The 23,943-nt window shown below is 53.8% G+C and carries 16 protein-coding genes; 6 read left to right on the top strand and 10 right to left on the bottom strand.

Going from position 1 to position 23,943, the window contains the following annotated elements; all coding sequences use genetic code 11:
• Positions 1 to 95: 95 nt before the first annotated feature.
• The 3 genes from P1X16_RS06425 (at position 96) to P1X16_RS06415 (ending at position 3,428) form a co-directional block, all read left to right on the top strand.
• A complete protein-coding gene (locus P1X16_RS06425; protein WP_277227075.1) occupies positions 96 to 1,361 on the top strand; it encodes a competence/damage-inducible protein A in 1,266 nt (421 codons plus the stop codon).
• Between the two features lie 322 nt (positions 1,362 to 1,683).
• Complete coding sequence (locus tag P1X16_RS06420; protein WP_277227073.1) at positions 1,684 to 3,132, top strand: dihydrolipoamide acetyltransferase family protein; 1,449 nt, start codon at positions 1,684 to 1,686, stop codon at positions 3,130 to 3,132.
• Between the two features lie 89 nt (positions 3,133 to 3,221).
• On the top strand, positions 3,222 to 3,428 hold the full coding sequence (locus P1X16_RS06415) for a hypothetical protein (RefSeq protein WP_277227072.1): 207 nt from the start codon (positions 3,222 to 3,224) through the stop codon (positions 3,426 to 3,428).
• 79 nt (positions 3,429 to 3,507) lie between these two features.
• On the opposite strand, the gene P1X16_RS06410 is transcribed toward P1X16_RS06415, so the two are convergent.
• From P1X16_RS06410 to P1X16_RS06395, 4 genes are all read right to left on the bottom strand, one after another.
• Entirely contained in the window at positions 3,508 to 5,640 is a 2,133-nt protein-coding gene (locus tag P1X16_RS06410) for a S9 family peptidase (RefSeq protein ID WP_277227070.1), read from the bottom strand.
• A gap of 184 nt (positions 5,641 to 5,824) precedes the next feature.
• The gene (locus P1X16_RS06405; protein ID WP_277227069.1) at positions 5,825 to 8,407 is read right to left on the bottom strand and encodes a TonB-dependent receptor; all 2,583 of its coding nucleotides are present in this window, start codon (positions 8,405 to 8,407) and stop codon (positions 5,825 to 5,827) included.
• Positions 8,408 to 9,063: 656 nt separating this feature from the next.
• Positions 9,064 to 11,100 carry a S9 family peptidase gene (locus P1X16_RS06400; protein WP_277227068.1) on the bottom strand — a complete coding sequence of 679 codons (2,037 nt, stop codon included), beginning with the start codon at positions 11,098 to 11,100 and terminating at the stop codon, positions 9,064 to 9,066.
• Positions 11,101 to 11,411: 311 nt separating this feature from the next.
• A complete protein-coding gene (locus P1X16_RS06395; RefSeq protein ID WP_277227066.1) occupies positions 11,412 to 14,054 on the bottom strand; it encodes a valine--tRNA ligase in 2,643 nt (880 codons plus the stop codon).
• A gap of 253 nt (positions 14,055 to 14,307) precedes the next feature.
• On the opposite strand from P1X16_RS06395, the gene P1X16_RS06390 reads away from it, so the two are divergent.
• Together P1X16_RS06390 and P1X16_RS06385 are read left to right on the top strand one after the other, a co-directional pair.
• Positions 14,308 to 15,258, top strand: a complete 951-nt coding sequence (locus P1X16_RS06390) for a carbon-nitrogen hydrolase family protein (protein WP_277227065.1) — start codon at positions 14,308 to 14,310, stop codon at positions 15,256 to 15,258.
• Between the two features lie 117 nt (positions 15,259 to 15,375).
• On the top strand, positions 15,376 to 16,581 hold the full coding sequence (locus tag P1X16_RS06385) for an N-acetyl sugar amidotransferase (RefSeq protein ID WP_277227064.1): 1,206 nt from the start codon (positions 15,376 to 15,378) through the stop codon (positions 16,579 to 16,581).
• 130 nt (positions 16,582 to 16,711) lie between these two features.
• Here the strand turns inward: P1X16_RS06385 and P1X16_RS06380 are convergent, their stop codons facing one another.
• On the bottom strand, positions 16,712 to 17,062 hold the full coding sequence (locus P1X16_RS06380; RefSeq protein ID WP_245123887.1) for a 4Fe-4S dicluster domain-containing protein: 351 nt from the start codon (positions 17,060 to 17,062) through the stop codon (positions 16,712 to 16,714).
• Between the two features lie 250 nt (positions 17,063 to 17,312).
• Here P1X16_RS06380 and P1X16_RS06375 point away from each other — a divergent pair, with 250 nt between their 5' ends.
• A complete protein-coding gene (locus P1X16_RS06375; protein ID WP_277227062.1) occupies positions 17,313 to 18,326 on the top strand; it encodes an acyl-CoA reductase in 1,014 nt (337 codons plus the stop codon).
• Positions 18,327 to 18,461: 135 nt separating this feature from the next.
• On the opposite strand, the gene P1X16_RS06370 is transcribed toward P1X16_RS06375, so the two are convergent.
• The 5 genes from P1X16_RS06370 to P1X16_RS06350 form a co-directional block, all read right to left on the bottom strand.
• Positions 18,462 to 19,334, bottom strand: coding sequence for a nucleoside phosphorylase (locus P1X16_RS06370; RefSeq protein ID WP_277227061.1), 873 nt, complete (start codon positions 19,332 to 19,334; stop codon positions 18,462 to 18,464).
• Between the two features lie 104 nt (positions 19,335 to 19,438).
• Positions 19,439 to 20,392 (bottom strand): rhodanese-related sulfurtransferase, encoded by a 954-nt coding sequence (locus P1X16_RS06365; protein WP_277227058.1) that lies wholly within the window; start codon positions 20,390 to 20,392, stop codon positions 19,439 to 19,441.
• 89 nt (positions 20,393 to 20,481) lie between these two features.
• A complete protein-coding gene (locus P1X16_RS06360) occupies positions 20,482 to 21,114 on the bottom strand; it encodes a NeuD/PglB/VioB family sugar acetyltransferase (RefSeq protein WP_277227057.1) in 633 nt (210 codons plus the stop codon).
• Between the two features lie 146 nt (positions 21,115 to 21,260).
• Positions 21,261 to 22,331, bottom strand: coding sequence for a hypothetical protein (locus tag P1X16_RS06355; protein WP_277227055.1), 1,071 nt, complete (start codon positions 22,329 to 22,331; stop codon positions 21,261 to 21,263).
• A 191-nt stretch (positions 22,332 to 22,522) separates the two neighbouring features.
• A complete protein-coding gene (locus P1X16_RS06350; RefSeq protein WP_277227053.1) occupies positions 22,523 to 23,821 on the bottom strand; it encodes a DUF2851 family protein in 1,299 nt (432 codons plus the stop codon).
• Between the last annotated feature and the right edge of the window lie 122 nt (positions 23,822 to 23,943).

Raw genomic sequence — 23,943 nt, 5'->3', positions numbered from 1 at the left:
AAATAAAAGACTAAAACCAGACCGCCCTCGTGGTGGTCTTACGCGTCGTGGCACCAAATTGCGCCATTTCCCTCTCCTATCCTAACCTCCTCCTTATGTCCTTGCTCCCCGACGTTGAAATCATGACCATTGGCGACGAACTGCTCTACGGGCAAGTCATCGACACCAATTCAGCCTTTATGGGCCAGGAGTTGGCCACTATTGGGTTGCGCGTGCGGCAGATTTCCAGCGTCTCCGACCGTGCCGATGAAATTGTAACCGCCCTCGATTTAGCTCGTCAACGGGCGCAAGTAGTCTTGATGACCGGCGGCCTCGGGCCTACCAAAGACGACCTTACCAAGCACGTGTTAGCGCGTTATTTCCAGAGCGAGCTGGTGCTCCATCAGCCTACTCTCACGCACGTTGAGGACATCTTTCGCCGCTTCAACCGCCCCATGCTTGATGTTAACCGCCAGCAGGCTATGGTCCCGGCTAACTGCGAAGTGCTGTTCAACGCCGTAGGAACGGCACCAGGCATGTGGTTTGAGGACGCGGGTACAGTGTTCGTGAGCATGCCCGGCGTTCCGCACGAAATGAAATACCTGATGACCGAACAAGTGCTGCCGCGGCTGCAAGCTCGGTTTCAGGTGCCACCCATCGAGCACGTGGTAGTCCAAACTATCGGCTTAGGGGAGTCGTTTTTGGCCGAGAAGATTGCGGATTGGGAAGCGGCCCTGCCGCCGAATATCAAGCTGGCTTACCTACCCTACTTAGGTGGGGTCCGGCTGCGCCTCACGGGCCACGACGATGGGCTTCCTCATTTACGGCAGCGGATGGAAGCCTTGCTACCCGAGCTACGAGCAGCCATTGGCGAATACATTTTTGCGGAAGGCGAAGTAAAGATTGAGGCCGCCGTTGGTCAGATGCTGCAAGCCCGCAACCTAACGGTGGGCACGGCCGAAAGCTGCACGGGAGGCCTGCTAGCGCACAAAATAACGAGCGTGCCGGGTAGCTCTGCCTATTTCCGCGGCAGCATTGTGGCCTACCACAACGATATAAAAATGCAGGAGCTGGGGGTATTGCCCGAAACATTGGCCGCTTATGGTGCAGTGAGCGAAGCTACGGTCCGGGAGATGGCCGAGGGTGCCCGCCGCCGCCTCGGCGTAGATGTAGCACTTGCTACCAGCGGCATTGCCGGCCCCGATGGCGGCACCGAAACCAAGCCCGTGGGTACCATCTGCATTGCTTACGCCGACGCCCATCAAACCGTTAGCCGCCAGTTCACGTTCAACCGCGGCCGCCAGCTCAACGTGGAATACACGGTAACCATGGCACTTAACCTGTTGCGGCAGAATTTGCCGACCATTCCCGCGCAAGTGTAGCAGTATTACTTCTTCCCCATCCATCTCCTGTCATGCTGAGCGGAGTCGAAGCATCTCGCTAGTGTGGTAAACCCTCTTAGCAGTGCAACGAGTCGAGCGAGATGCTTCGGCTGCGCTCAGCATGACAGTCACTTTGGCAACGTCAGCACGCCAGATGCTTCGGCAAGCTCAGCAGGACACTACTTTGGCAACTGAAGCGCCAGCATATACGGTCTCGTATCTCAGTGGAACGCAGATGCCCTACGGCGTCCGGGTTTTCGGTTACCTTTGAGCTCGAAAACTCCCCACCCAATCACAATAACACAACCCCTATCCCTACCGCATGGCACGAGTGGAAATGGTGATGCCCAAAATGGGCGAAAGCATTATGGAAGGCACCGTTCTGAAATGGCTCAAGCAAGTCGGCGACCCGATTGAGCAAGACGAATCGGTACTGGAAGTAGCAACCGACAAAGTAGATACCGAAGTACCCGCTATTCAGGCCGGCGTGTTGCAGGAGATATTGGTGCAGGAAGGACAGGTAGTAGCAGTAGGAGCACCCATTGCCATTGTAGAAACCGAACCGGCTAGCGCTAGTTCGGATGCCCCAGCCGCAACCCCGGCCGCCGAAGCAGCACCTGCTCCTACCCCCGAAACACCCGCCGTTCCTGACAATGGCGTGGCCGAAGTTCCGTACATACCCGAACCCGGTGCCACCGCGGCGCAGCCCGTTGCGCAGCCTCAGCCTGGCCGTTTCTACTCTCCGCTCGTACTTAGCATAGCGCGCGAAGAAGGTATTTCGATGGCCGATCTAGAGTATTTGCCTGGCACAGGCAGCGAGAACCGCGTCACCAAAAAGGATATTCTCGACTACGTAGCCGCCGGTAAAAAGCCGTTGGCTGCCCAAGCTGCCGCGCCTCAACCAGCCGCCCCAGCTCCTGCACCAGCAACCCCCGAGGCTACCGCTCCAGTAATTCCTGCTCCACAGCCTACTCCTGCCCCTCAAGCGGCACCTGCTCCTGCGGCGCCGCAACCCGCCGCTAGCAGTCAGCCCGTACCCAAGGCGGTACCGTCCATCAGCGGTGGTCAGGAACTGATTGAAATGGACCGGATGCGCAAGATGATTGCGCAACGCATGGTGGACTCCAAGCGGATTGCCCCACACGTCACGTCGTTTGTAGAGGCCGACGTAACGGACATCGTGAACTGGCGCAACGCGAATAAGGATGCGTATAAGAAGCGCGAAGGCGAGAACCTAACCTTCACGCCCATCTTTATTCAAGCCATTGCCCGCGCTATACAGGACTTTCCAAACATCAACGTATCAGTAGAGGGGGACTACATCATCAAGAAGCGCGACATTAATATTGGGGTAGCCGTGGCTTTGCCTTCCGGCAACCTGATTGTGCCCGTCATTCACAACGCCGACCAGCTCAACCTCAATGGCTTGAGCAAGCGCGTGAATGACCTAGCCAACCGGGCCCGCATCAACAAGCTCAAGCCCGAAGATCTGGAAGGCGGCACCTACACCATCTCCAACGTAGGATCATTCGGCAATGTAATGGGTACGCCCATCATCATGCAGCCGCAGGTAGCTATTATGGCCGTGGGCGCTATCAAGAAGAAGCCAGCCGTTATCGAAACCCCGCAGGGCGACCTGATTGGCGTGCGGCACTTTATGTTCCTGTCGCACTCCTACGACCACCGCGTGGTCGATGGTTCGTTGGGCGGCATGTTCGTGCGCAAAGTGGCCGATTATTTAGAGCAATTTGACCCTAATACGGCTATTTAATGGGTTGATTGTTGGCTGATGTTTGTTCTACCAATGACCAAAACGACAAACAGTCAACAACTAACTTTCAACAACCAACAAGCCACTCCATGAACAAAGTGCTGCCTCTTGCTGCCCTGCTCATTTCCTTAGGCCTCATCATTTTTCTATACCTGCGCATCAACAAACTAGAGGAAGCGCTGAAACAGTCAGAGCAACGCTTCTCGGACTGTGAGACTGTAAACTTCCAGCTGCAAAACCAACTAGTAGCTGCTACCCGTGGTCAAGTACCCGATAGCCTGAAGGTGCGCCACTAAGCTTAGCCTGCTTCGTCTTCCAACAAAAAACCCCGCTATGCGCAACATAGCGGGGTTTTTTGTTGGAAGACGAAGCAGGCTAAGCTTTCATTCCTAGCAACATCAATATGAAGGCATATTGCCGGGCCACGTCGTTGATGGACTTGAAGCGGCCGGAGGCGCCACCGTGGCCAGCGGCCATATCGGTGTGTAAGAGCAGCAAATTGTTGTCGGTCTTCATGGTGCGGAGTTTGGCTACCCATTTGGCGGGCTCGAAGTACTGTACCTGCGAGTCGTGCAAGCCGGTCGTGACGAGCATGTTCGGGTACGCTTGGGCTTTTACTTGATCGTAAGGCGAGTACGACAGCATGTAGTCGTAGAACTCTTTCTTGTTGGGGTTACCCCACTCGTCGTATTCACCGGTGGTGAGTGGGATACTGGCATCGAGCATGGTGGTTACCACATCCACGAAAGGCACGGCCGCTACTACGCCTTTGTAGTATTCGGGGTGCATGTTTACTACGGCACCCATCAGCAAGCCGCCCGCCGAGCCACCTTGGGCGAACAGCTTATCGGCCGAGGTAAACTTCTGGTCTATCAGGTACTTGGAACAATCAGTGAAGTCGGTGAAGGTGTTTTTCTTGTTTAGCTTCTTGCCGTTTTCATACCACTGTCGGCCTAATTCCTGCCCGCCCCGAATGTGGCAGATAACGTAGGCAAAGCCTCGGTCGAGCAAGCTTAGGCGCGCCGCGCTGAAGGTGGCGTTGGTGGAATTACCGTAGGAACCGTAGGCGTATTGCAGCACGGGCGCGGTACCATCCTTCTTGAAGCCTTTCTTATACACAATGGAGAGCGGAATTTTTGTCCCGTCGGTGGCGGTGGCGTAGGCGCGTTCCGTCACGTAGTCTTCCTTCTTGAACCCACCTAGTACGGCCTGTTCTTTGAGCAGCTTCTTGCTGCGCGTGGCCATGTCGTAGTCGTAGGTGGAAGCCGGCGTGGTGAGGGAGGTGTAGCTGTAGCGTAGCACCGGCGTGTCGAACTCGGGGTTGACGCTCACGCCCGCCGTGTAGGTAGGCTCGCCGAAGTTGAGGTAATGCTCCTGCTTGTCTTTCCACCGAATTACCCGAAGCTGCAATAACCCTTCTTTTCTTTCGCCGAGCACCAAGTAATCTTTAAACAGCTCCATGTTTTCCAGGAACACGTTCGGACGGTGGGCAATTACCTCCTGCCACGCCGTCTTGGCGGTGTTCGTCACGGGCGTTTTCAGCAACCGATAGTTGGGCGCGCCAGCGTTGGAGCGCACGTAGAAGTCGTTGCCAAAGTGCTCGATGTCGTACAAGTGGTCGGCCTCGCGGGGCAGAAATACCTGCAAAGCGGCGGTAGGCTTAGCAGCCTCCAAAAAGCGGGTTTCCGACGACATCGTACTTCCCATCTGCACGAAGATGTACTTCTTGGACTTCGAACGGCCGATGTACGTGCCAAAGGTGTTATCCTTTTCCTCGTACACCAAGGCATCTTGCTTGGGGTCGGTACCGAGCTGGTGACGATACACTTGGTACGGCAGCAGCGTAGTGACATCCTTTTTGGTGTAGAACACCGTTTTGTTGTCGGTAGCCCACACGGCATTGCCGCTGGTGTTGGCAATTTTCTCGGGGTAGAGCTTGCCAGTTTTCAGGTCGCGGAAACGGAGCGTGTAGAGGCGCCGGCTGACCGTATCGGCCGAGTAGGCTAGCACCTGGTTGTCGTCGCTTACTTCATAGCCTCCAATCTGGAAGTAAGACCGGCCTTTCCCCATGGTGTTGCCGTCCAGCAGCACTTCTTCGGGCGCACTCACGCTGCCTTTTTTGCGGCAGTAGATGGGGTACTCGCCGCCTTTCTCGAAGCGCGTGTAATAGTAGTAGCCATTGTCGCGGTACGGCACCGATTCGTCTTGCTCCTTGATGCGGCCCTTCACTTCCTGGAACAGCTTTTCCTGCAAGCCTTTCACCGAGGCCATTTGCTGCTCGAAATAGGTGTTTTCGGCGTTCAGATAGCCGAGCACCTCCGGGTTCTCGCGTTCATTCAGCCAATAGTAGTTATCGGTACGGGTGCCGAAGGGCGATACCAACTGCTTGGGTTTAATAGTGGCTACTGGGGGCTTGACTGCCCCGGTAGTAGCCGGTGTTTGGGCCTCGGCCAAGCCTATGGTTAGCGTGCATAGGCCAACCAGTAAGGAGTGTAATTGCTTGTTCATAGAGAAAGGTAAACGAGTTCAGTGCCAACCAATTTCAGCTGCAAACTGGTAAAGCACAGCTGGAACTTGGTATAGTATACAGCTAAAGCTACACTCCAAGAGCCATAAAGCAAATTGGCGACGCCTGTAGGCGTCGCCAATTTGCTTTAAATCAAAGAAATGCGCTGTGGGGCGCGGCACCTAGTTAGGGCCGACCGCCTTGCTGCTGGCCACCATTGTCGTTGCCGCCTTCCTCTTTCTGGTCGTCGTTGTTAACCGATTTTTTACGCTTGGGTGGTGCCGTAGTCAGCTTACCAATTCGGTAGCTTAGGTTCACGCGGAAGCCCGTACGATACAGCACGTTGATGCTGTTCTGCGCCAAAATTGGTGAAGTAATTTCAGTGCGAATGTTGTTGCGCGGCGTAAAGAAGTTGTCGGCGCCTACCCCAATGCTACCCTTCTTCTCATTGAAATCTTTCTTAACGCCTAGGCTATAGACCCCGAAACCGCCTTGGTAGCCCTGCAACTGCACCTGACGGCCCCGATAGAAGCTGAAGAACTGCAAGCCCCATCCTTTGGTAAAGGCATAGCTACCTTGCATCCGGCCGCTAATCACCCACCCCTGGTTTTTGGCCCGGAAGATGGGGTCCGATAAGTTGTTGTTCAATACCGCATAGTACGTATCGAAACCGCCGCCAAGGGTAAGCTTGTTGTTGAGGTTAACATTGGCGAATACGCTGCCGCCGTACGCATTTTCCTGTCCGATGTTATCGAAAGTGGTTTTGATGGTATCGAGGTTGCTGGTGCGCACCGCTTGGATGGAGCCAGTCGTGTTACGAGCGAAAAGAGAGAAGTTGAGCGAGGTTTTCTTGATGAATGTGTTGTAGCCCAGCTCGAAGTTGTTGGTGTATTCAGGGTCCAGCTCCGGATTTCCTTGGGTAATATTCAAGGGGTTAGCAGCCTGCCGGTTGGGATTCAGGAATTGCAACGAAGGGCGCTGAATCCGGCGGTTGTAACCAGCCTTGAGTGTGTTACCGCTGGCAAACTTGCGCGACAAGTTCACGCTCGGCACGAGCACGCCGTACGAAGGAATGTCAACGTCGGTGTCGGAGGCCTGAAAGTTGGCTTCGATGGTGGTGTACTCGTAGCGGGCACCGGCTTTCACCGTGTAATTCTTCAGAAAGCCCAACGTGTACGAAGCATAACCAGCCGCGACGTTCTGGTCGTAGGTGAAGGTGTTGGATAAATTGTTTCCTACGGTTTGCACCCCGTCCGCGAAAGTGGCGTACTCGCTGTTCACCTGGCGCATGATGTCTTTAGCGCCTACTTCCACCATTTGGTTTTTACCAACCGGCATCTGGTAGTCGAACTGCAACGTCATCTCCTGGTTGTAGCTGTCGTTCTGGTTGCGAATCTGGCTAACCGAATTCTCGTCGAGGCTTTCGAGGATGTCGTTGGTGTAGTTGTTTGTGCGGTTGTTACGACTATAGAGAGCCAGTATACTGAACTCTTGCTGCGGCGTCTCGAACGTATGCGTGTAGTTCAGGTTCAGATCCAGCGTGTTCGACTCATCCAGCGTCCGAGCGTTGCGCAGCGTGCGGCTGCTCAGCGGATAGTCGCCAAATGAATTGAGGCGGTATGATTCGCTGAGCAGATTATCCTGGTAGTTGGTGCCGTTGCGCACTCCTAGCTGCACCGAAGCCGACAGGAAGTTGTACTTGTTGATGTCGTAGTCCCAGCCCAACGAGTAGCGGCCGAACAGGTTGTTGTTGCGGGTTTTGGCAGTTTGTGTGGCCTGAGCTAAGAAGGTCCCGTCGGTATCGAACGTATTTTGCGTGTTCGAGAAACGGCCAGGCGTGTTGTACTGCGCCCGGCCTCCACCGCCGAGCGAGAAGCCCATCTTGCCGGTGCGGTAGCTGCCATTCAAGCCAAAGTCAGCACTACGCAAACCGCCGCTGCCGCGTGCATCCAGCGTAAAGCCCTGCAGGTTGTTCTGCTTGGTCACGATGTTGATGATACCACCCGAGCCTTCGGCGTCGTACTTGGCAGAAGGCGAGGTAATAACTTCCACCGACTTGATTTGGTCGGCCGGAATCTGCTTTAGCGCGTCGGCAATGCTGTTGGCCGAAATGGTGGAAGGCCGATTGTTGATGAGCACCCGGATGTTACTGCTGCCGCGCAAGCTCACGTTGCCGTCCAGGTCTACCGACAGCATAGGCACCCGCTTCAGTACGTCGGTAGCGTCGCCGCCCCGGGTGGTTTCGTCTTTCTCGGCGTTGTAAACTGTGCGGTCAACTTTTTCCTCCACCAAGGCCCGCTGCCCTTCTACTACTACTTCCTTGAGCGCCTGCGCCGAAGAAGCTAGCGCAATCGTGCCAAGGGCCACGGTATTGCCCGCATCGGTAATGACGATGCCCGGCTTATCAATCGACTTGTAGCCCAGAAAGCTGATTTGTACGGTGTAAGTGCCAGCAGCCACTTTGCTGACGGTGAACTTTCCACTTTCATCGGCGGCGCCCCCATCTACGGGCTTGCCAGTGGCCGGATTGAGTAGCACTACCGTAGCGTAAGGCACTGGCTGCTTGGTTGCGGCATCGGTGATAGTGCCCGTAATACGGCCACTGCCTTGCTGCGGCTGCACGGGTCCGCCCAATGCCGGACGCTGTCCACCCGCAGGGGGCCCGCCTGCGGGTGGCCCACCCGCGGGACGACCAGCCCCAGCCGGTTGCTGGGCTACCGCCAGATAGCCACTACTAAGAAGTACTACTAGAAAGGAAAGCTTTTTCATACAATCAACTACTGCAACTGCCCAGCATCTTGGCTTGGGACTTTATTTGTTTTCTGGCAAAGAGAATCGACTTGTTGTGTCGAGTGACTTGACTTTTCAATGCACTTGCCTTGGTAGGGGCAACCAGCAACCGGAGCCACAGACACAGCTTCAAGCAATTAGTGGCTTCTTCTCGCTAATAATTTGTACATGTTTTCGGGTGCTATACAGGCGGCAAAACCAGTTGCATCCATTAGCCCTGACCCGCTCTTTATGCTCAGCTGTATTGCTTACCCTAACTATCCCACGAAGGTTACTTGGCTGATGCACTGTTTTTCGAAAGGGCGAAAGAAGATAACTGACGGTTTTTCAAGCAAATGGGCTACTAACCTGGATGTCATTAGACGGTATAAACCCGTATGCTTGACCTATTGACTCGAAAAACCGCAGTATGTTTACTTCCAGTGGGCTTTGAATTAAAAAATAATTTCTTCTTACCTAAAAATCAGCATCTTACAAATTAAAATACAGCCACCTATGCTAATTAACCTTTGCTTTAACTAAAAGCAGAAGCGCTACCTAGCTGTGTGCTAAGTAGCGCTTCCATTCTATGAGGACGTAGTTGTTTGGCGAGGCAAAAAGTATCACGCTAACTATCACGCAAAGCGTAACACGAGCTAGTTGAGAAGCAGCAGCATAAACGCAAACTGCCGCGCCGCATCATGGATGGATTTGAAGCGGCCCGATGCCCCACCATGGCCGGCTTCCATATCGGTGTGGAGAAGCACGAGGTTGTTGTCGGTCTTGGTGGCGCGCAGCTTGGCCACCCATTTGGCAGGCTCAAAGTACTGCACTTGCGAGTCGTGCAAGCCGGTCGTGACGAGCAGATTCGGATAGGCTTGTGCCCGGACGTTGTCGTAGGGCGAATAGGATAGCATGTAGTCGTAGTAGGGCTGCTCGTTGGGGTTGCCCCACTCGTCGTACTCACCAGTGGTTAGCGGAATCGTATCGTCGAGCATGGTGGTTACTACGTCCACGAAAGGCACGGCCGCCACTACGCCTTTGTAGTACTCAGGGTGCAAGTTGATAACAGCTCCCATCAGCAAGCCGCCCGCCGAGCCTCCGGCAGCAAACAGCGTATCTGGTGAGGTGTACTGCTCCTGAATAAGATAGGCCGAGCAGTCGGTGAAGTCGGTGAAGGTATTCTTCTTGTTTAGCAGCTTACCATCCTCGTACCATTGCCGGCCTAGCTCCTGCCCACCCCGAATGTGGCAGATAACGTAGGCGAAGCCTCGGTCAAGCAAGCTCAGGCGAGCCGCGCTGAAAGTAGGATCAATAGAAATGCCGTAGGACCCATACGCGTATTGCAGCAGCGGTGCGCTTCCGTCTTTCTTAAATCCCTGCTTGTACACGATAGACATCGGAATCTGGGTGCCATCTTGAGCGGTGGCGTAGAGCCGCTCGGTCACGTAGTTTTCTTTCCGAAAATCACCCAACACGGCCTGCTCTTTCAGGAGCGTTTTGGTGCGGGTGGTCATGTCGTAGTCGTAGGTGCTGGTGGGCGTGGTGAGCGAGGAATAGCCGTAGCGCAGCACCGACGTATCGAACTCGGGGTTGATGCTGATGGCCGCCGTGTAGGTGGGCTCGCCGAAGTTGAGGTAGTGCTCTTCTCCACCCTGCCACCGCATCACGCGCAGCTGTAGTAGCCCTTCTTGCCGCTCCCCGAGTACGAGGTAATCCCGAAACAGCTCCATATTCTCCAAGAACACGTCGGCCCGGTGCGGAATTATTTCCTGCCACGCCGTCTTGGCGGTGTTCGTCACGGGGGTTTTTAGCAGCCGGAAGTTGGGCGCCCCGTCATTGGACAGCACATAGAAGTTGTCCTCGAAGTGCTCGACTTCATACAGGTGGTCTTCCTCGCGGGGCAGGAACACCTGGAAAGTGCCCGTTGGGCTGGTGGCTTCCAAAAAGCGCGTCTCCGACGACATCGTGCTACCCATCTGCACGAAAATGTACTGACGCGACTTTGATTGGCTTACGCCGATGTGGAAAGTGTTGTCTTTTTCCTCATAAACCAGCACATCCTGCGCCGGATCGGTGCCAAGCTGGTGGCGGTATATCTGGTAAGTCAGGAGCGTATTTACGTCCTGCTTGGAGTAGAACAACGTCTGGTTGTCGGCAGCCCATACGGCTTCGCCGCCGGTATTCACTATCTGTTCGGGATACAACTCACCAGTTGTCAGGTTCTTGAGGCGCAGCGTGTACATGCGGCGGCCCACTGTGTCCACGCTGAAGGCCAACAGTTGGTTGTCGTTGCTGACCTGGAAGCCGCCAATTTGAAAGTAGGCCTCGCCTTGCCCCATGGCGTTGGCATCAAGCAACACTTCCTCTAGCGCCTCTAGGCTACCTTGCTTGCGACAGTAAATTGGGTACTCCCCACCGGCTTCATAGCGCACATAATAATAATAGCCGTTGTCGCGGTACGGCACCGACTCGTCCTGCTCCTTGATGCGGCTCTTGATTTCGGTGAACAACTCGGCTTGCAGTTCTTTTACCGGCGCCATCTGCTCTTCGAAATAGGCGTTTTCGGCCTTCAGGTAGTCGATTACCTCTGGGTTTTCCCGCTCATTGAGCCAGTAGTAGTTATCGGTGCGGGTGCCATGGGGAGAAACAATTTGCTTGGGCTTCAGCGCGGCAACGGGTGGAGTGAGCATACGACGGTTCAGGTTCAACAAGAGTACTGCCGCCCCTAAAGCCAGTTTGGAGGCAGCTGAAATAAAACATAAGCGGCAACAACGAAAAAGGTTAACGTTGCCTGATGCCGCTGCTACTAAAACTGGCCGTTCCCTACTACCGCATTGCGGCTTCAGAAAACGGCCAGTGTAGTGTTAGTTAAGCCCATTTGATAGGACCATTAGCTGTCATTCCGACGCAGGAGGAATCTAAGGCAGTTTGTCCAACGATATACCTAGATTCCTCCTGCGTCGGAATGACAGCTAGCAGCCTTATTATGACAGCCGTTTAACTACAAGCTATTGAGGCTTTGCTGGAGGGTGGCAATTTTGGCTTCGGCGTCGGCGAGCTTGTGCCGCTCCCGTTCTAGCACATCCGGCTTGGCATTCTGCACAAACTTCTCGTTCGAGAGCTTTTTCAGCACCGATTCGCGGAAGCCATTGGCGTATTCCAATTCCTTTTCAAGCCGAACCTTCTCTGCGCCTAAATCAATCTGACCTTCCAGGGGCACGAAGTACTCTGTCCCGCCCGTTACAAAGCTCACGGAGGCGGCTGGCGCCGTTTCCACCAGCGTGACTTCGCTTAGTGCGGCCAGCTTCCGAATGACGCCGTCGTAATCTTGCAACAAGGTGCCATCGTCGGTTTTGGCAGCTAGGGTCAGTGGCTTGTTGGGTCCTAGCCCTTTCTGGTTGCGAATGTTGCGCACGCCGGCTACAATTTCCAGCGCCTTTTCCATCCGGCTGAGCAGTTCTGGAGCCCCTGATACGGACTGTGGCTTGGGCCAAGCAGCTACGCACACATAGTCCTTGGGGCCGCGCTCTGCAAGTTCATGCCAGATTTCTTCAGTAATGAAGGGCATGAACGGATGCAACAGCTTAAGCAGCGTCTCCAAGAAGCTAGTAGTATAGCGCAACGTTTCCGGGTCGATGGGAGCTTGGTAGGCTGGCTTGACCATCTCTAGGTAGAACGAGCAGAAGTCGTCCCACACCAGTTTATAAATGGTCATCAGCGCATCGCTCATCCGGAACTTGTCGAAATGCTCGTCCAATTCGGCCAGGGTGGTGTTCAGCTTTGCGGAAAACCATTCCACAGCTTTGGCATTGGCAAACGGTAAGGCCGCATCCACCTCCCAACCCTTCGTGAGGCGGAAGGCGTTCCAGAGCTTGTTGGTGAAGTTGCGCCCCTGCTCGACCAGCTTCACATCGTACAGCAAATCGTTGCCGGCCGGCGACGAGAACAGCATACCCGTCCGGACACCATCGGCGCCGTAGGTGGCAATCAGGTCGAGCGGATCGGGCGAGTTGCCAAGCTGCTTGCTCATTTTGCGGCCCTGATCGTCGCGCACAATGCCTGTGAGGTACACGTTGCGGAACGGCACTTCCCGACGGTATTCCAGCCCGGCCATAATCATGCGCGCCACCCAGAAAAACAGAATCTCCGGAGCGGTTACCAAATCATTGGTAGGGTAGAAATAATTGACATCCGCATTGTCGGGGTCTTTGAACCCGTCGAACACCGAAATCGGCCACAGCCACGACGAGAACCACGTATCGAGTACGTCTTCATCCTGCCGCAAATCAGAAACTTGCAACTCCTGGTTGCCGCTCTTTTCGCGCGCTAGCTTCAAGGCTTCCTCAGCGTTCAACGCCACTACGTACGTGCCATCGGGCAGATAGAAAGCCGGGATGCGCTGGCCCCACCACAACTGGCGCGAGATGCACCAGTCGTGCACGTTCTCCATCCACACCCGGTACATGTTCTTGAACTTGGGCGGGTGCAGTTTGATTTCGTCGCTCTCTACTGCGGCTAGCGCAGGCTTGGCTAAGTGCTCCATCTTCAGGAACCACTGCAAGCTCAAACGCGGCTCAATTACCGCCCCGGTCCGCTCGGACGTTTGCAGCACGCTGGCGTACTCTTCTACTTTGTCGAGCAGCCCTGCGGCCTCCAAATCCTTCACAATATTGCGACGCGCGGCAAACCGGTCTTGACCAACATACAGTTCGGCTTTCTCGTTGAGCGAGCCATCGTTGTTGAGAATGTCGATGACGGGCAGGTTGTGCTTCAGGCCTAGCTCATAGTCGTTCAGGTCGTGGGCGGGCGTCACCTTCAGCGCGCCCGTTCCAAACTCTATGCTCACGTATTCATCCAGAATAACCGGAATCTCGCGACCGAGCAGCGGAATCCGCACTTTAGCCCCGTGCAGGTGCGTATAGCGCGAATCATTTGGATTTACGGCCACGGCCACGTCCGCCATAATGGTTTCAGGCCGGGAGGTAGCTACCGTCATGAACTGAGGAGCCTGCTGAGCACTATCTGCTACCACCTCGTACCGCAGGTGATACATTTTGGCCATGGTATCCTTGGCAACCACTTCCTCGTCGGATACAGCAGTGCCCCCTTGCGGGTCCCAGTTTACCATGCGGATACCGCGGTAGATGAGGCCTTTCTGATGTAGATCCACAAACACGCGCAACACGGCCTCGGTCAGTTCGGGCTCCATGGTAAAGCGGGTCCGGTCCCAGTCGCAGGAAGCGCCGAGCTTCTTGAGTTGCTCGAGAATAATGCCGCCGTATTTCTCTTTCCACTCCCAGGCATGCTCCAGAAATTGCTCCCGGGTCAAGTCTTTCTTCTCGATACCCCTTTCTTTGAGCAAAGCTACCACCTTTGCTTCGGTAGCAATAGAGGCGTGGTCGGTACCAGGCACCCAACAAGCTTCCTTGCCTTGCATACGGGCCCGACGCACCAACACATCTTGAATGGTGTTGTTGAGCATGTGGCCCATATGGAGCACCCCCGTCACGTTGGGTGGCGGAATAACCACAGAGTAAGGCGTTTTTAACGGGTTGGCCTTGGCTTTAAAAAAGCCTTGCTCCTGCCAACGCTGATACCATTTGGCTTCAACATCGGCGGGATTGTACGTTTTGGCGATGGACATCGACAATAGAAAAAAGACAGTTTATATTAGCCGCAAAAGTACGGCTTTCGTGTTGTGACTCTACAGAGGCCAATTGTTAATCAGTAACAGCTAGCTTAAATTCTGATTTTAGTCACAAATTAAGCCAGTAAAATCAATGATAAACACTAATTTTGGGATGCTAAATTGATAAATAGCTGACTTTGTGCTACATCTTACTATTTTGATATAAAATAGTAACCTACTTCATCATTGGCTTCCCCTTTTCCACTGTATGGCTGCTTTATTTAAATTCCGTAAAACTGCTTCCTCGCAGCCCGTAGCTCCTGCTGCTCCGGCAGCTGCTACAGTGGTTACTCCGGCCGCATCAGTCGATACAACTACTATCCGTATCGGCATGGGGCAGTTGCTAGTTGAGGGTGGCGAACCAGACCGCAACCTAGCACGTGCCGCCTTAATGATTGCCGAGGCTGCCAGCCGTGGTTGCAACGTTATTCTGTTGCCCGAAACCCTAGATTTCGCCTGGACTCATCCAAGTGCCCTCACGGAAGCGCAACCTATTCCGGGCCTCTACTCCAACCTGTTGTGCCAAGAGGCGGTTAGGCATCAGATTTATATTTGCGCTGGCCTCACTGAGAAAGCCGCCGATGGCCGAGTGTACAACGCTGCGCTGCTCATCAACCCCAAAGGCGAGATCATCAGCAAATACCACAAAATCAACCTACTCACAGTAGAACAGCCTTACTATGCAATAGGGCAAACGCTGAATGTAGTAGACACTCCCCTCGGAAAAATCGGAGTTAACATCTGCGCCGACAACTTCATCGATGGGCTTTCCATTGGTCACACGCTGGCTCGTATGGGGGCCGAGTTTATTCTCTCCCCTTCCTCCTGGACCGTGGATTACTCCATCACCGAAGAGCATGATCCGTACCGTGAGAAATGGGTGAAGCCATATTCCATTCTCGCGCGGCTTTATAATGTGGCCGTCGTGGGCACTACTTCCGTGGGGTATATTGTGGGAGGGCCTTACGAAGGCAAAAAAAGTGTAGGTTGCTCTTTGGCAGTGGATGCAGCCGGCATTCGAGCCCAAGGAAAATTCAATGAATTTGCCGGCGACCTAGTGGTGGTGGACATACCCAAACCTAACCGCGCCGAAAAAGGCACGCAAATTGGGGAGATGCTGTTGCGCAAAGGCTTTAAATTCGATACTCTTCCTTCCTGACCTCGTACTACTGGAGCCTACAAGGTTCCTTTTTGCTCTATTCTTCCTGCTCCACTTTGCCTACTGGAATCCGCAAGATTCCACAACCAACCTGCTCTTCCTTAATTGCAACTAAACATGGAGATTCGTACTCGCGAAGGCACCTTACCCCAGTACTCGACTGCTCAACCTTACCAACGTTGCACCCGCTGTATTATGGATACCACTGTTCCTGGTATCACCTTCGATGAGCAAGGAGAGTGCAACTTCTGCGAAGTACATAACCACATGGACCGGGCTTTTCCACTCGGAGAAGCTGGCCGTAAGAAAGTACAGGAAATAGCAGCCGACCTCAAACGCCTAGGACGAGGCAAGAAGTACGACTGTGTGCTTGGCGTGAGCGGGGGACGCGACTCGTCGTTTACGCTTTGGTACTGCGTGGTAAAGCTGGGGCTGCGCCCACTGGCCGTACACTTCAACGACGGTTTTGGCAATCCGGTAGCCGGCGAGAACATGGTGAAGGCCTGCCAAAAGCTTGGGGTAGAAATGCGCACCATAACCTCGGATTGGCGCGAATCGAAGGACCTGAAAATCGCCTTCTTGAAAGCCTCCACGCCCGACATGGAAGAGGGCACCGACGTAGGCATTGCAACGGCGCTATATGGAGTAGCTGCCAAAGAAGGCATCCAGCGCATTGTTATTGGGCAGTCGTTTAGAACGGAAGGCATTGCCCCACTCACCTGGAACTACCTGGACGGCAAGTACCTGAAAGCCGTGCACAAGCGGTTTGGCACGGTACCACTGCGCCCATGGAAAGCCGATGACCCCGGCTTTCACCTGGATCTGGAGCAGATGTTTTACTACGCCTTCATCCGCCGCATCAAAACTGTGACGCTACTCTACCACGTGGATTACGTGCGAGCCGACGTAGATGAGTTGCTGGCGCGGGAGTTGGAATGGGTGAACCCAGGAGCACACTACTTCGACGACCTTTACCAGAGCGTCATTTATTACCTCAACCGGACCAAGTTCAATATCGACCGGCGGCTGTTCAACTACTCGGCGCTAATACGCTCCGACCAAATGAGCCGCGAGGTAGCGCTGGAACGTGTAAAGCACATCAACGGCATCGAAGACGAGCGAGTAATCAATTTGTGCATTAAGCGCTTAGGATTAACCCGCGCAGAGTTCGAAGAGATTGTAAAGGCCCCGCCCAAAACATTCCGCGACTACCCAAATAACTACTCTCTGATCCGCAAGCTTCGTTGGCCAATCAAAATTCTAAGCCAACTTAACTTGATTCCGGAGTCGGCTTACGACAAGTACTTTAACTGTGGTACTTGACTAGCAAGATTACACAATCGTTTCAGTGCAAACAGGAAGGGCTTGCCGCTTGGCAAGCCCTTCCTGTTTGCACTGAACAACCTTAGCGTTTCCAAGCTCTAATCAGCTTAGATACCGTAAACAAGAAGCGTTACGCTTCGTTGTGCAGCCACTGTTTTTTGGCGGTCAGCTTCTCGCGCGACTCCCGATAATCGGGGTCATCTACGCAGCAGTCAACTGGGCATACAGCGGCACACTGGGGCTCTTCGTGGAAGCCTACACATTCGGTGCACTTATCGGATACGATGTAGTAATACTCATCGGAGATGGGCGTTTGGGGAGAAACACCGGATACAGTTGCGCCACCGTCAATGGTTACTTCTTTTAAGGCAGTGCCATCAGACCAGCGCCAGGCAGCACCACCTTCGTAGATGGCAGTGTTCGGGCATTCCGGTTCACAGGCACCGCAGTTGATGCACTCGTCGGTTATCATGATGGCCATAGCCGTAGAATCAGGTAAAGTGAGTAATGGAAAGCATGTACGCGAAAAAAATACGCATGGCGATTTTTTTGGCCCTCAAAAGTAGAAACTAACTCGTAGTCTTGCGAGTTTTTTGCAGATACGTACTAGTGAAGTTGCGAATTGATGAAAAGTGCGTTTACTGTTTTTGTTGCGCTACTTGTGTGGTTGAAACTTTATAAGCTACCCTTCATCACTTTATTGCCTCACTCCTCACCTCTTTAGTAGTAGAATGACCCACTCCGACCGCCTGGCTGCTTTTGTAGCCCTAGGCCAACACCTACGCCAGCTACCGGCCGATGTTCTAGCAAGCCTAGCAGCTCAGGCCCGTAACCGCAACGCCTGGTTTGATTTGCCAAACGTAACCTTAGCTATACACAGTGTGGCTGACATGCTTGATGAGGAACCATTGCGGCGTTGGGCAGCCCGCTACCGTGCCGAGCCCGATACGCCGCGCCAAGTGGGTGTGGTGATGGCCGGCAACATCCCGTTGGTTGGCTTTCATGATGCTCTCTGCGTGCTGATAAGCGGCCATACGTTGCTAGCCAAGCTTAGCAAAGACGACACGGTGCTTATGAGCTGGATCTTAGGAGAATTGGTGCGGCTTGAACCACGCTTTCAGGAGCGAATTCAGCTTGTGGAGCGCCTCAACACGGCAGATGCCTTTATTGCCACTGGCTCCGACAACACGGCTCGCTACTTCGACTACTACTTTGGCAAGCGGCCCCATATCATTCGTCGCAACCGCACCAGTTTGGCAGTGCTGACGGGCAACGAAACCTCGCACGAACTAGGACTGCTCGGGGAGGACATATTTCGCTACTACGGGTTGGGTTGCCGCAACGTCAGCAAACTCTTCGTGCCAAAGGGCTACAACTTCTCGCCCCTGCTCGATTCCTTGCAGCCTTGGCATCAGGTACTCGACCACCATAAATACAACAACAACTACGACTACAATAAGAGCATTTTGCTGGTTAATGGCGTACCCCATCTCGATACCGGTTTCCTGCTCTTGCTAGAAAGTCCGTTACTGGTATCGCCCATTTCCCTAGTGCACTACGGCACCTACACCCACGAAATAGACCTAGTTGATCAGTTGACCGATGTTGCTGCTCAAACGCAGTGCTTGGTATCAGGCAATGGGCAGTGGGCAGGCAGCGTAGCATTTGGGCAGGCACAAAGTCCAGGCGTTACAGACTATGCCGATGGTGTGGATACTATGGCTTTTTTGGCGGAATTGACATAAGCTAACTGTGGCTTTTAGTGTCGACGTAACCCTTTGATAGCAAAAAGCCGCTCCAGTTGGAGCGGCTTTTTGCTGCTTACTAAACCAAGATTTTTAGAAAGTTTGGTACGGCGCGTAACGCGAAAGAAAACTGCTTTACACCCGCTCTAAGGTTTTAGTAATCAAATCATGCATTACGGCGTCAGAGTTCGTGGCAAACTCGCCCGTAGCACGGTTGGCTACTATAGCGTTCAACGATACTACCTCGTGGCCCAACAGACGACCTAAGGCGTAATAGCCCGCGGTTTCCATTTCGAAGTTGGTGAGGCGGAATTCGCCTTCTGCGCTTTCGTAGCGGAAGTTCTGAAACTGCTCAATTAGGTCGGGGCGGCGCAGGTCGAGGCGTAGTACACGGCCTTGGGGGCCGTAGAATCCCGGGCAGGTAAGCGTATTACCGACCACCATGCCTGCTCCGAGTTGCTCGCGTAACAAATCGGCACCGCGGACGCAGTAAGGGCGGTAGTCGAGAGCCAAGGCTTGTTGCACACCGGTTGCTACTTCTATCTCCAACCCGGTTTCCACCAGTGGGTAAAACTGCATCAAGGAATCGAGCCCTACGGCGTGCTCCGTAACTAGGTGTGAGCCAACGGGAATATCGGCTTGTAATGAGCCACTGGTACCTACCCGAATGATGCGCAAGGCAATATGCTCTTCGTGGGGCCGCACTTCGCGGGTTACAAAGTCAATATTAACCAAGGCATCCAATTCGTTGAGCAGAATGTCAATATTGTCGGTGCCCATACCCGTGCTAATGACCGTGAGGCGCTTACCCTTGTAGTAGCCTACGTGCGTCACAAATTCACGCTTGTGAACTTGAGTTTCGATGGAGTCGAAATGCTCACTTATCAACGGCACCCGCTCTGGATCCCCCACTGTGATAATGGTATCGGAAATGTGGTCGGGCTGCAGGTTGAGGTGATAGATGCTACCGTCTTTGTTGAAAATCAGCTCGGATTCGGGAATGGGCATGTTGTTGTTCGTTTGTTGTCGACACCACAGGCATTTGCGCCTGCAACTGCATAAGTGCTCCCTTTAACGGCGAAAAATGAAAAAGAGCAACAACCATCTACGATCTAACGCACCGGTGTACGGTAGGAAATCAAGCCTTGCTCGGGGCGGTAGTGGTTGCTGATTTTGGGGTACGTGCCCGTACCATCGTAAGGGCGCTTATCGGGGTGCTCTTGGCAGGTGGGTGAGCAAGCGCCCTGCAGCTGCGCACCACACGATTCACAAAGTGGCACGTGTGCATTGCAGTGTGGGTTGGCGCAGTTCACCATCCTGTCGGAAGGCGTGTGACAGTGGTGGCACTGGCTGATGATGGAGGGGTTGACGTGGTTGACGTCTACTGCCACGCGTCCATCAAATACGTAGCATTTGCCCTCAAAATCCTCACCGCCCGCTTCCAAACCGTACTTGATGATACCGCCGTGCAGTTGGTACACGTTTTCGAAGCCCTGCTCCAGCAAGTAGGCACTAGCTTTTTCGCACTTGATACCGCCGGTGCAATACGTGAGGATTTTCTTGTCCTTGTACTGCTCCAACCGTTCTAGCCGATCCGGAAACTCGCGGAAGTTTTCGATGTCGAGCGTGACGGCGTTTTTGAAGCGCCCTAGCTCGTACTCGTAATCGGAGCGCACATCCAGAATCACCACGTCGTCCTGATCCTTCATGTCGCGAAACTCCTCGGGCGAGAGATGAACGCCGGTTCGCTCGTAGGGTTTGATGTGCGGCAAGCCCACGTGCACGATTTCTGGCTTCACGCGCACGTGCAGCTTTTGGAATGTGTGAGCCTCGGCCTCTTCCACCTTGAACTCCAAGGCATCGAAGCGCGGATCAGCCTTTACCAGCCGCATGTACTCGGCGCAATCATCCACTAGCCCCGAAACGGTGCCATTTAACCCTTCAGGCGCCACAATAATGCGTCCTCGCAGATTCAGGCGCAGGCAAAGCCGGTGATGCTCCTCCCGGAATGCCTCGACATCCTCGATAGGCGTGTAGCAGTAATAAAGTAAAACGCGGTAATCCATTTTAATAGAAGTGAGATGTTAAAAGCTCAGCACTCAGACAACGCAAAGACGCTTCTAGGTTCTAAACCCTCAACTCTATTTTCCTGACACTAAACCTTGACAGCAGGGTTGCCGAATACCGTTTGGTTGGCGGGTATATCAGCTACTACCACCGAGCCCGCGCCCACACGGGCCTTATTGCCGATCTTAACACCCGCCACGACCACCACGCCAGCGCCAATAAAGACCTGCTCTCCGACGACAACACCGGCGTTCAAAATAGCGCCAGCACTAAGCTGCGAATAGTCGCCCAACTCGGCTTTGGCATCTACCACGGCGTTGGCCCCAATCAGGCAGCCATTGCCAATCTTAGCAGTACCCGCCACAACGGCATTGGCTCCTACCTGATTACCGTGCCCTAGCCACGCGTGCGGCGATACGCTAGCGCGCTGGTGAATGGCGTTGACGGGCACAACTTCGTACTCGTCGTGGAGCATGGTGGTAAGGCTACGGCGGCTAGCCGTGTCCTCGGTGGCCACAAATACTTCGCACTTTTTGCCCAGCAGCTTGAGCAATTCTTTGTCGTCGGTGTTGCCCATCACGGGCACGTCGAACACTTCAGTGTTCTGGAGCTTGGTGTCGTCGTCGAGGAGGCAGTACACCACCACGTCGTTGGAAAGGAAAGCGTCGAGGGCAGCAATACCCACAGTTTGGGCACCAAGGATAATAACGGGGTTTTCCATACGTAGCGAGAAAGAGCCGACGGCGCGCCGACCAGATTCAAACCACAAAGATACGCCACTCTTCTTTGCTGGTTACTGATTGCTGTTTGTTGATTAATGCTCTTACATCTCGTTGGCGACAATCACCTACCGGCAATACCCAATCACTACAACCCGAAGCGGCGAAGCACCCGAGCGGCATATTCGTTTTGGAGGGCCAACCATAACACGAATGGCAGCAAAGCCACCCGGTAGCGGTTCATCGTGCCGAGGTTAGGGGTACTCAAACCAATCAAAGCCGCCAAGGCAATGCAATAGAACAGCATAGCCACCACCAATGCAAAGGGCAACTCACCAGCCCGTCCTCGCACTAAGGCCAGCAAAGCAGTTGCTAAAATACCGAGCAACAGCAGGTTTTCCAGCCCTAACGCCTTGTAGCCCATGCTTCCCTCCCAAAACCAAGGCCGACTTATTGCCTCCCATACTGCTTGCGGCGCGTTTTGGGCTACGCTTTCGATGTTGGGACTGAAATCATTGAATACAATACGTGGCCGCTCCCCTGACTGCTTGCTTAACTCGTTGTAGTTGCGCAAAAGTTGAAGCGTAATTCGGTTCGGACGAAAAACTAAAACCACTTCGCTCCCAAGCCATGCTCCGACACTGATTGTGGCAAAGAAAATCAGGACAATCATCCACCGTTGGCGTGCCACTCCCAGCTGCTGTAGCATGCGCACTATCGTAAGCCCCCCTAGCGCGCTAAAAAGCAGAGCAGCAAAGAAGTAGCGCATCTTGAACTGAAGAAACGCCAACAGCATCAACACGAAAACACTTGGAATAGAAAAGCGCGTTTTGCCATAAAGCCAGCTTACCGACACAGCTACCAGCCCCGCAGCACTTCCCACTACCAAGCTCTCCTTGGTGATGCCCGCCGACCAGTAAACGACCGTTGGCCACACCAAAAACCCAATCAGTGCAGCACCAACAGGCGTTTGTGGAAACGTATGGGCTACCGTGCGAACCAAAGCCCAGCAGGCCACAAAACAGAACAACGACAAGTATAGCCCATTCCACCAGCTGTTGCTATAGCTAGCCAAGTTGAGGACCGACAAGATTTTGGCCGTGAAAAAGGTATTGGAGTAGCCGTGGTAGATGAGGTACAGTTCCTTATTGTAATGAAACTCGTTGCCAAGCATAGCTTGCAGCCACGCCCCCGGTCTTTCCCAAAGCTGCAAGGTCATAGTTGTTGAAAACTGATGCATGTGCTGCGCATCGGAGCTAGGCTTCCAACAGGCAGCCCCCCAAGCCAGCAGCTTCAAGGTCAATACCGGTAGCAACCAGTGTCCTAACTGTGGTTCACGTAGTTGAGTACGGAGCCAGCGCCAGAATAAGACTGCCAAGGCTGCATTAAGTGAAATGGCAACGGCGAGCTTCAACGGGCAGCTAAGTTACGTTGCATGATTCGGCTACCTACGGCGCATTGCAGGCAGCGGCGTGGCGCGCAGTAGGCGCGGTGCAGCGCCAATAGACCTTGCGAATCGGCGGAGCTGCGATGCTGGAAACCCAACCCGGCATAGTCGTCGGTGATATGGTTGTGCTCGGCTGGCAGCAAACTAAGCAGCGCTAGTGCACTTTCCACTAGCTCGATTTGGCCTGTGTGGCGAGCATACGCTACCCGTAGCGGTACTACTACGTTGGCAACCAATAAATGAATGCTGCTTTTGCCTAACCCGGGTACCTTGCCCGCTACGCCTGGCCGGTAATGTTCACGCCAATACGCCGAGGTTGGCACTTGGAAGAACTTTGTGAGCGTTGGTAAGTCAGCAGCCGTTAGCATAGCGTCAAACAGAGCTGGGCGGGCGTGTAATATAGCGGCTAATTGAGCTAAACGCACCGTAGGGAAGTTTGCGGGCCGCAGCCGCAAGAAATTCCACTCATGCGCGGCCAGTGCTGTGCCGTGCAGGCTGTACTTGTGACGCAGGAAATTAAACTCCCGATGCAGAGCAGTTATGTACTCATCTTTTGCTGCGGTTTCATTTTCCTCTAGAAATCCCGCCTGCCCAAATACCATTGCTTCCAGTTGCAGAAGGTCATGCCGGTGGCGGCGTATAATAGTTAGCGGTAGCGCCTTGGCAAGCCTCGCCAGTGGCTCACTATTCTTCTGAAAGCCGAAAGCAGCGGCTAGTGTATGATAAGCAGTAGCCTCCCAATCGTCGTTGAGGCGCTGATGCAAAGCAGCTACTACAGAAGCTTTAAGTTCCACCCGCTCTAACAGGGCACGCTCTACCATGCTAGTCCGGGTAATTTCGGGTACGGCCTGTAGTTGCGTAGCGCAAGGCAGTACGGCAGCTGGTTGCCCCAGCAAATCATGATAAGCTTGTAGTAAGTCGGGCGCAATACGCGCTGCCAAAGCCAAGGCAGGCACCGTGCTGCCATCGAGGCGCTGCACCAACTGGTCGGCTTCAAAGATTATGTGCAATACTACCTGGTCGTATTTGGGGTCGGTTTGATGTTGGTGCCGGTGCCAAGCAGAAGCTTTCAGATGGATTTCTACAGCCCCATTCCATTCTACTTCGTCTAGCTGCAGACGAGCATTAAGAAAGTCCGGCCCCGCATCGGCGTTGCGGTAGCCGGGTTTTAAAACGGTGATGAGTTGGCCGTCGGTAGTGCGTAGATCTATTTTATCGAAGTATTGATGCTGCCAAACGTAATGGAGGAAATCTTCTTGCATAATTAATCGGATATAGAAGCACGAAATATAACTGTTGTCCTTCTGCATTTGATGCAGACGCCCTGTATTTAGGCTGAATTAGCATCAACTCAAAAAAGCGGCCCGCCTCCACACAGAGCGGA

This window comes from Hymenobacter sp. YC55, from assembly GCF_029433095.1.
In the GTDB taxonomy this organism is placed as follows: domain Bacteria; phylum Bacteroidota; class Bacteroidia; order Cytophagales; family Hymenobacteraceae; genus Hymenobacter.
This window is presented reverse-complemented; position numbering and strand designations above follow the sequence as displayed.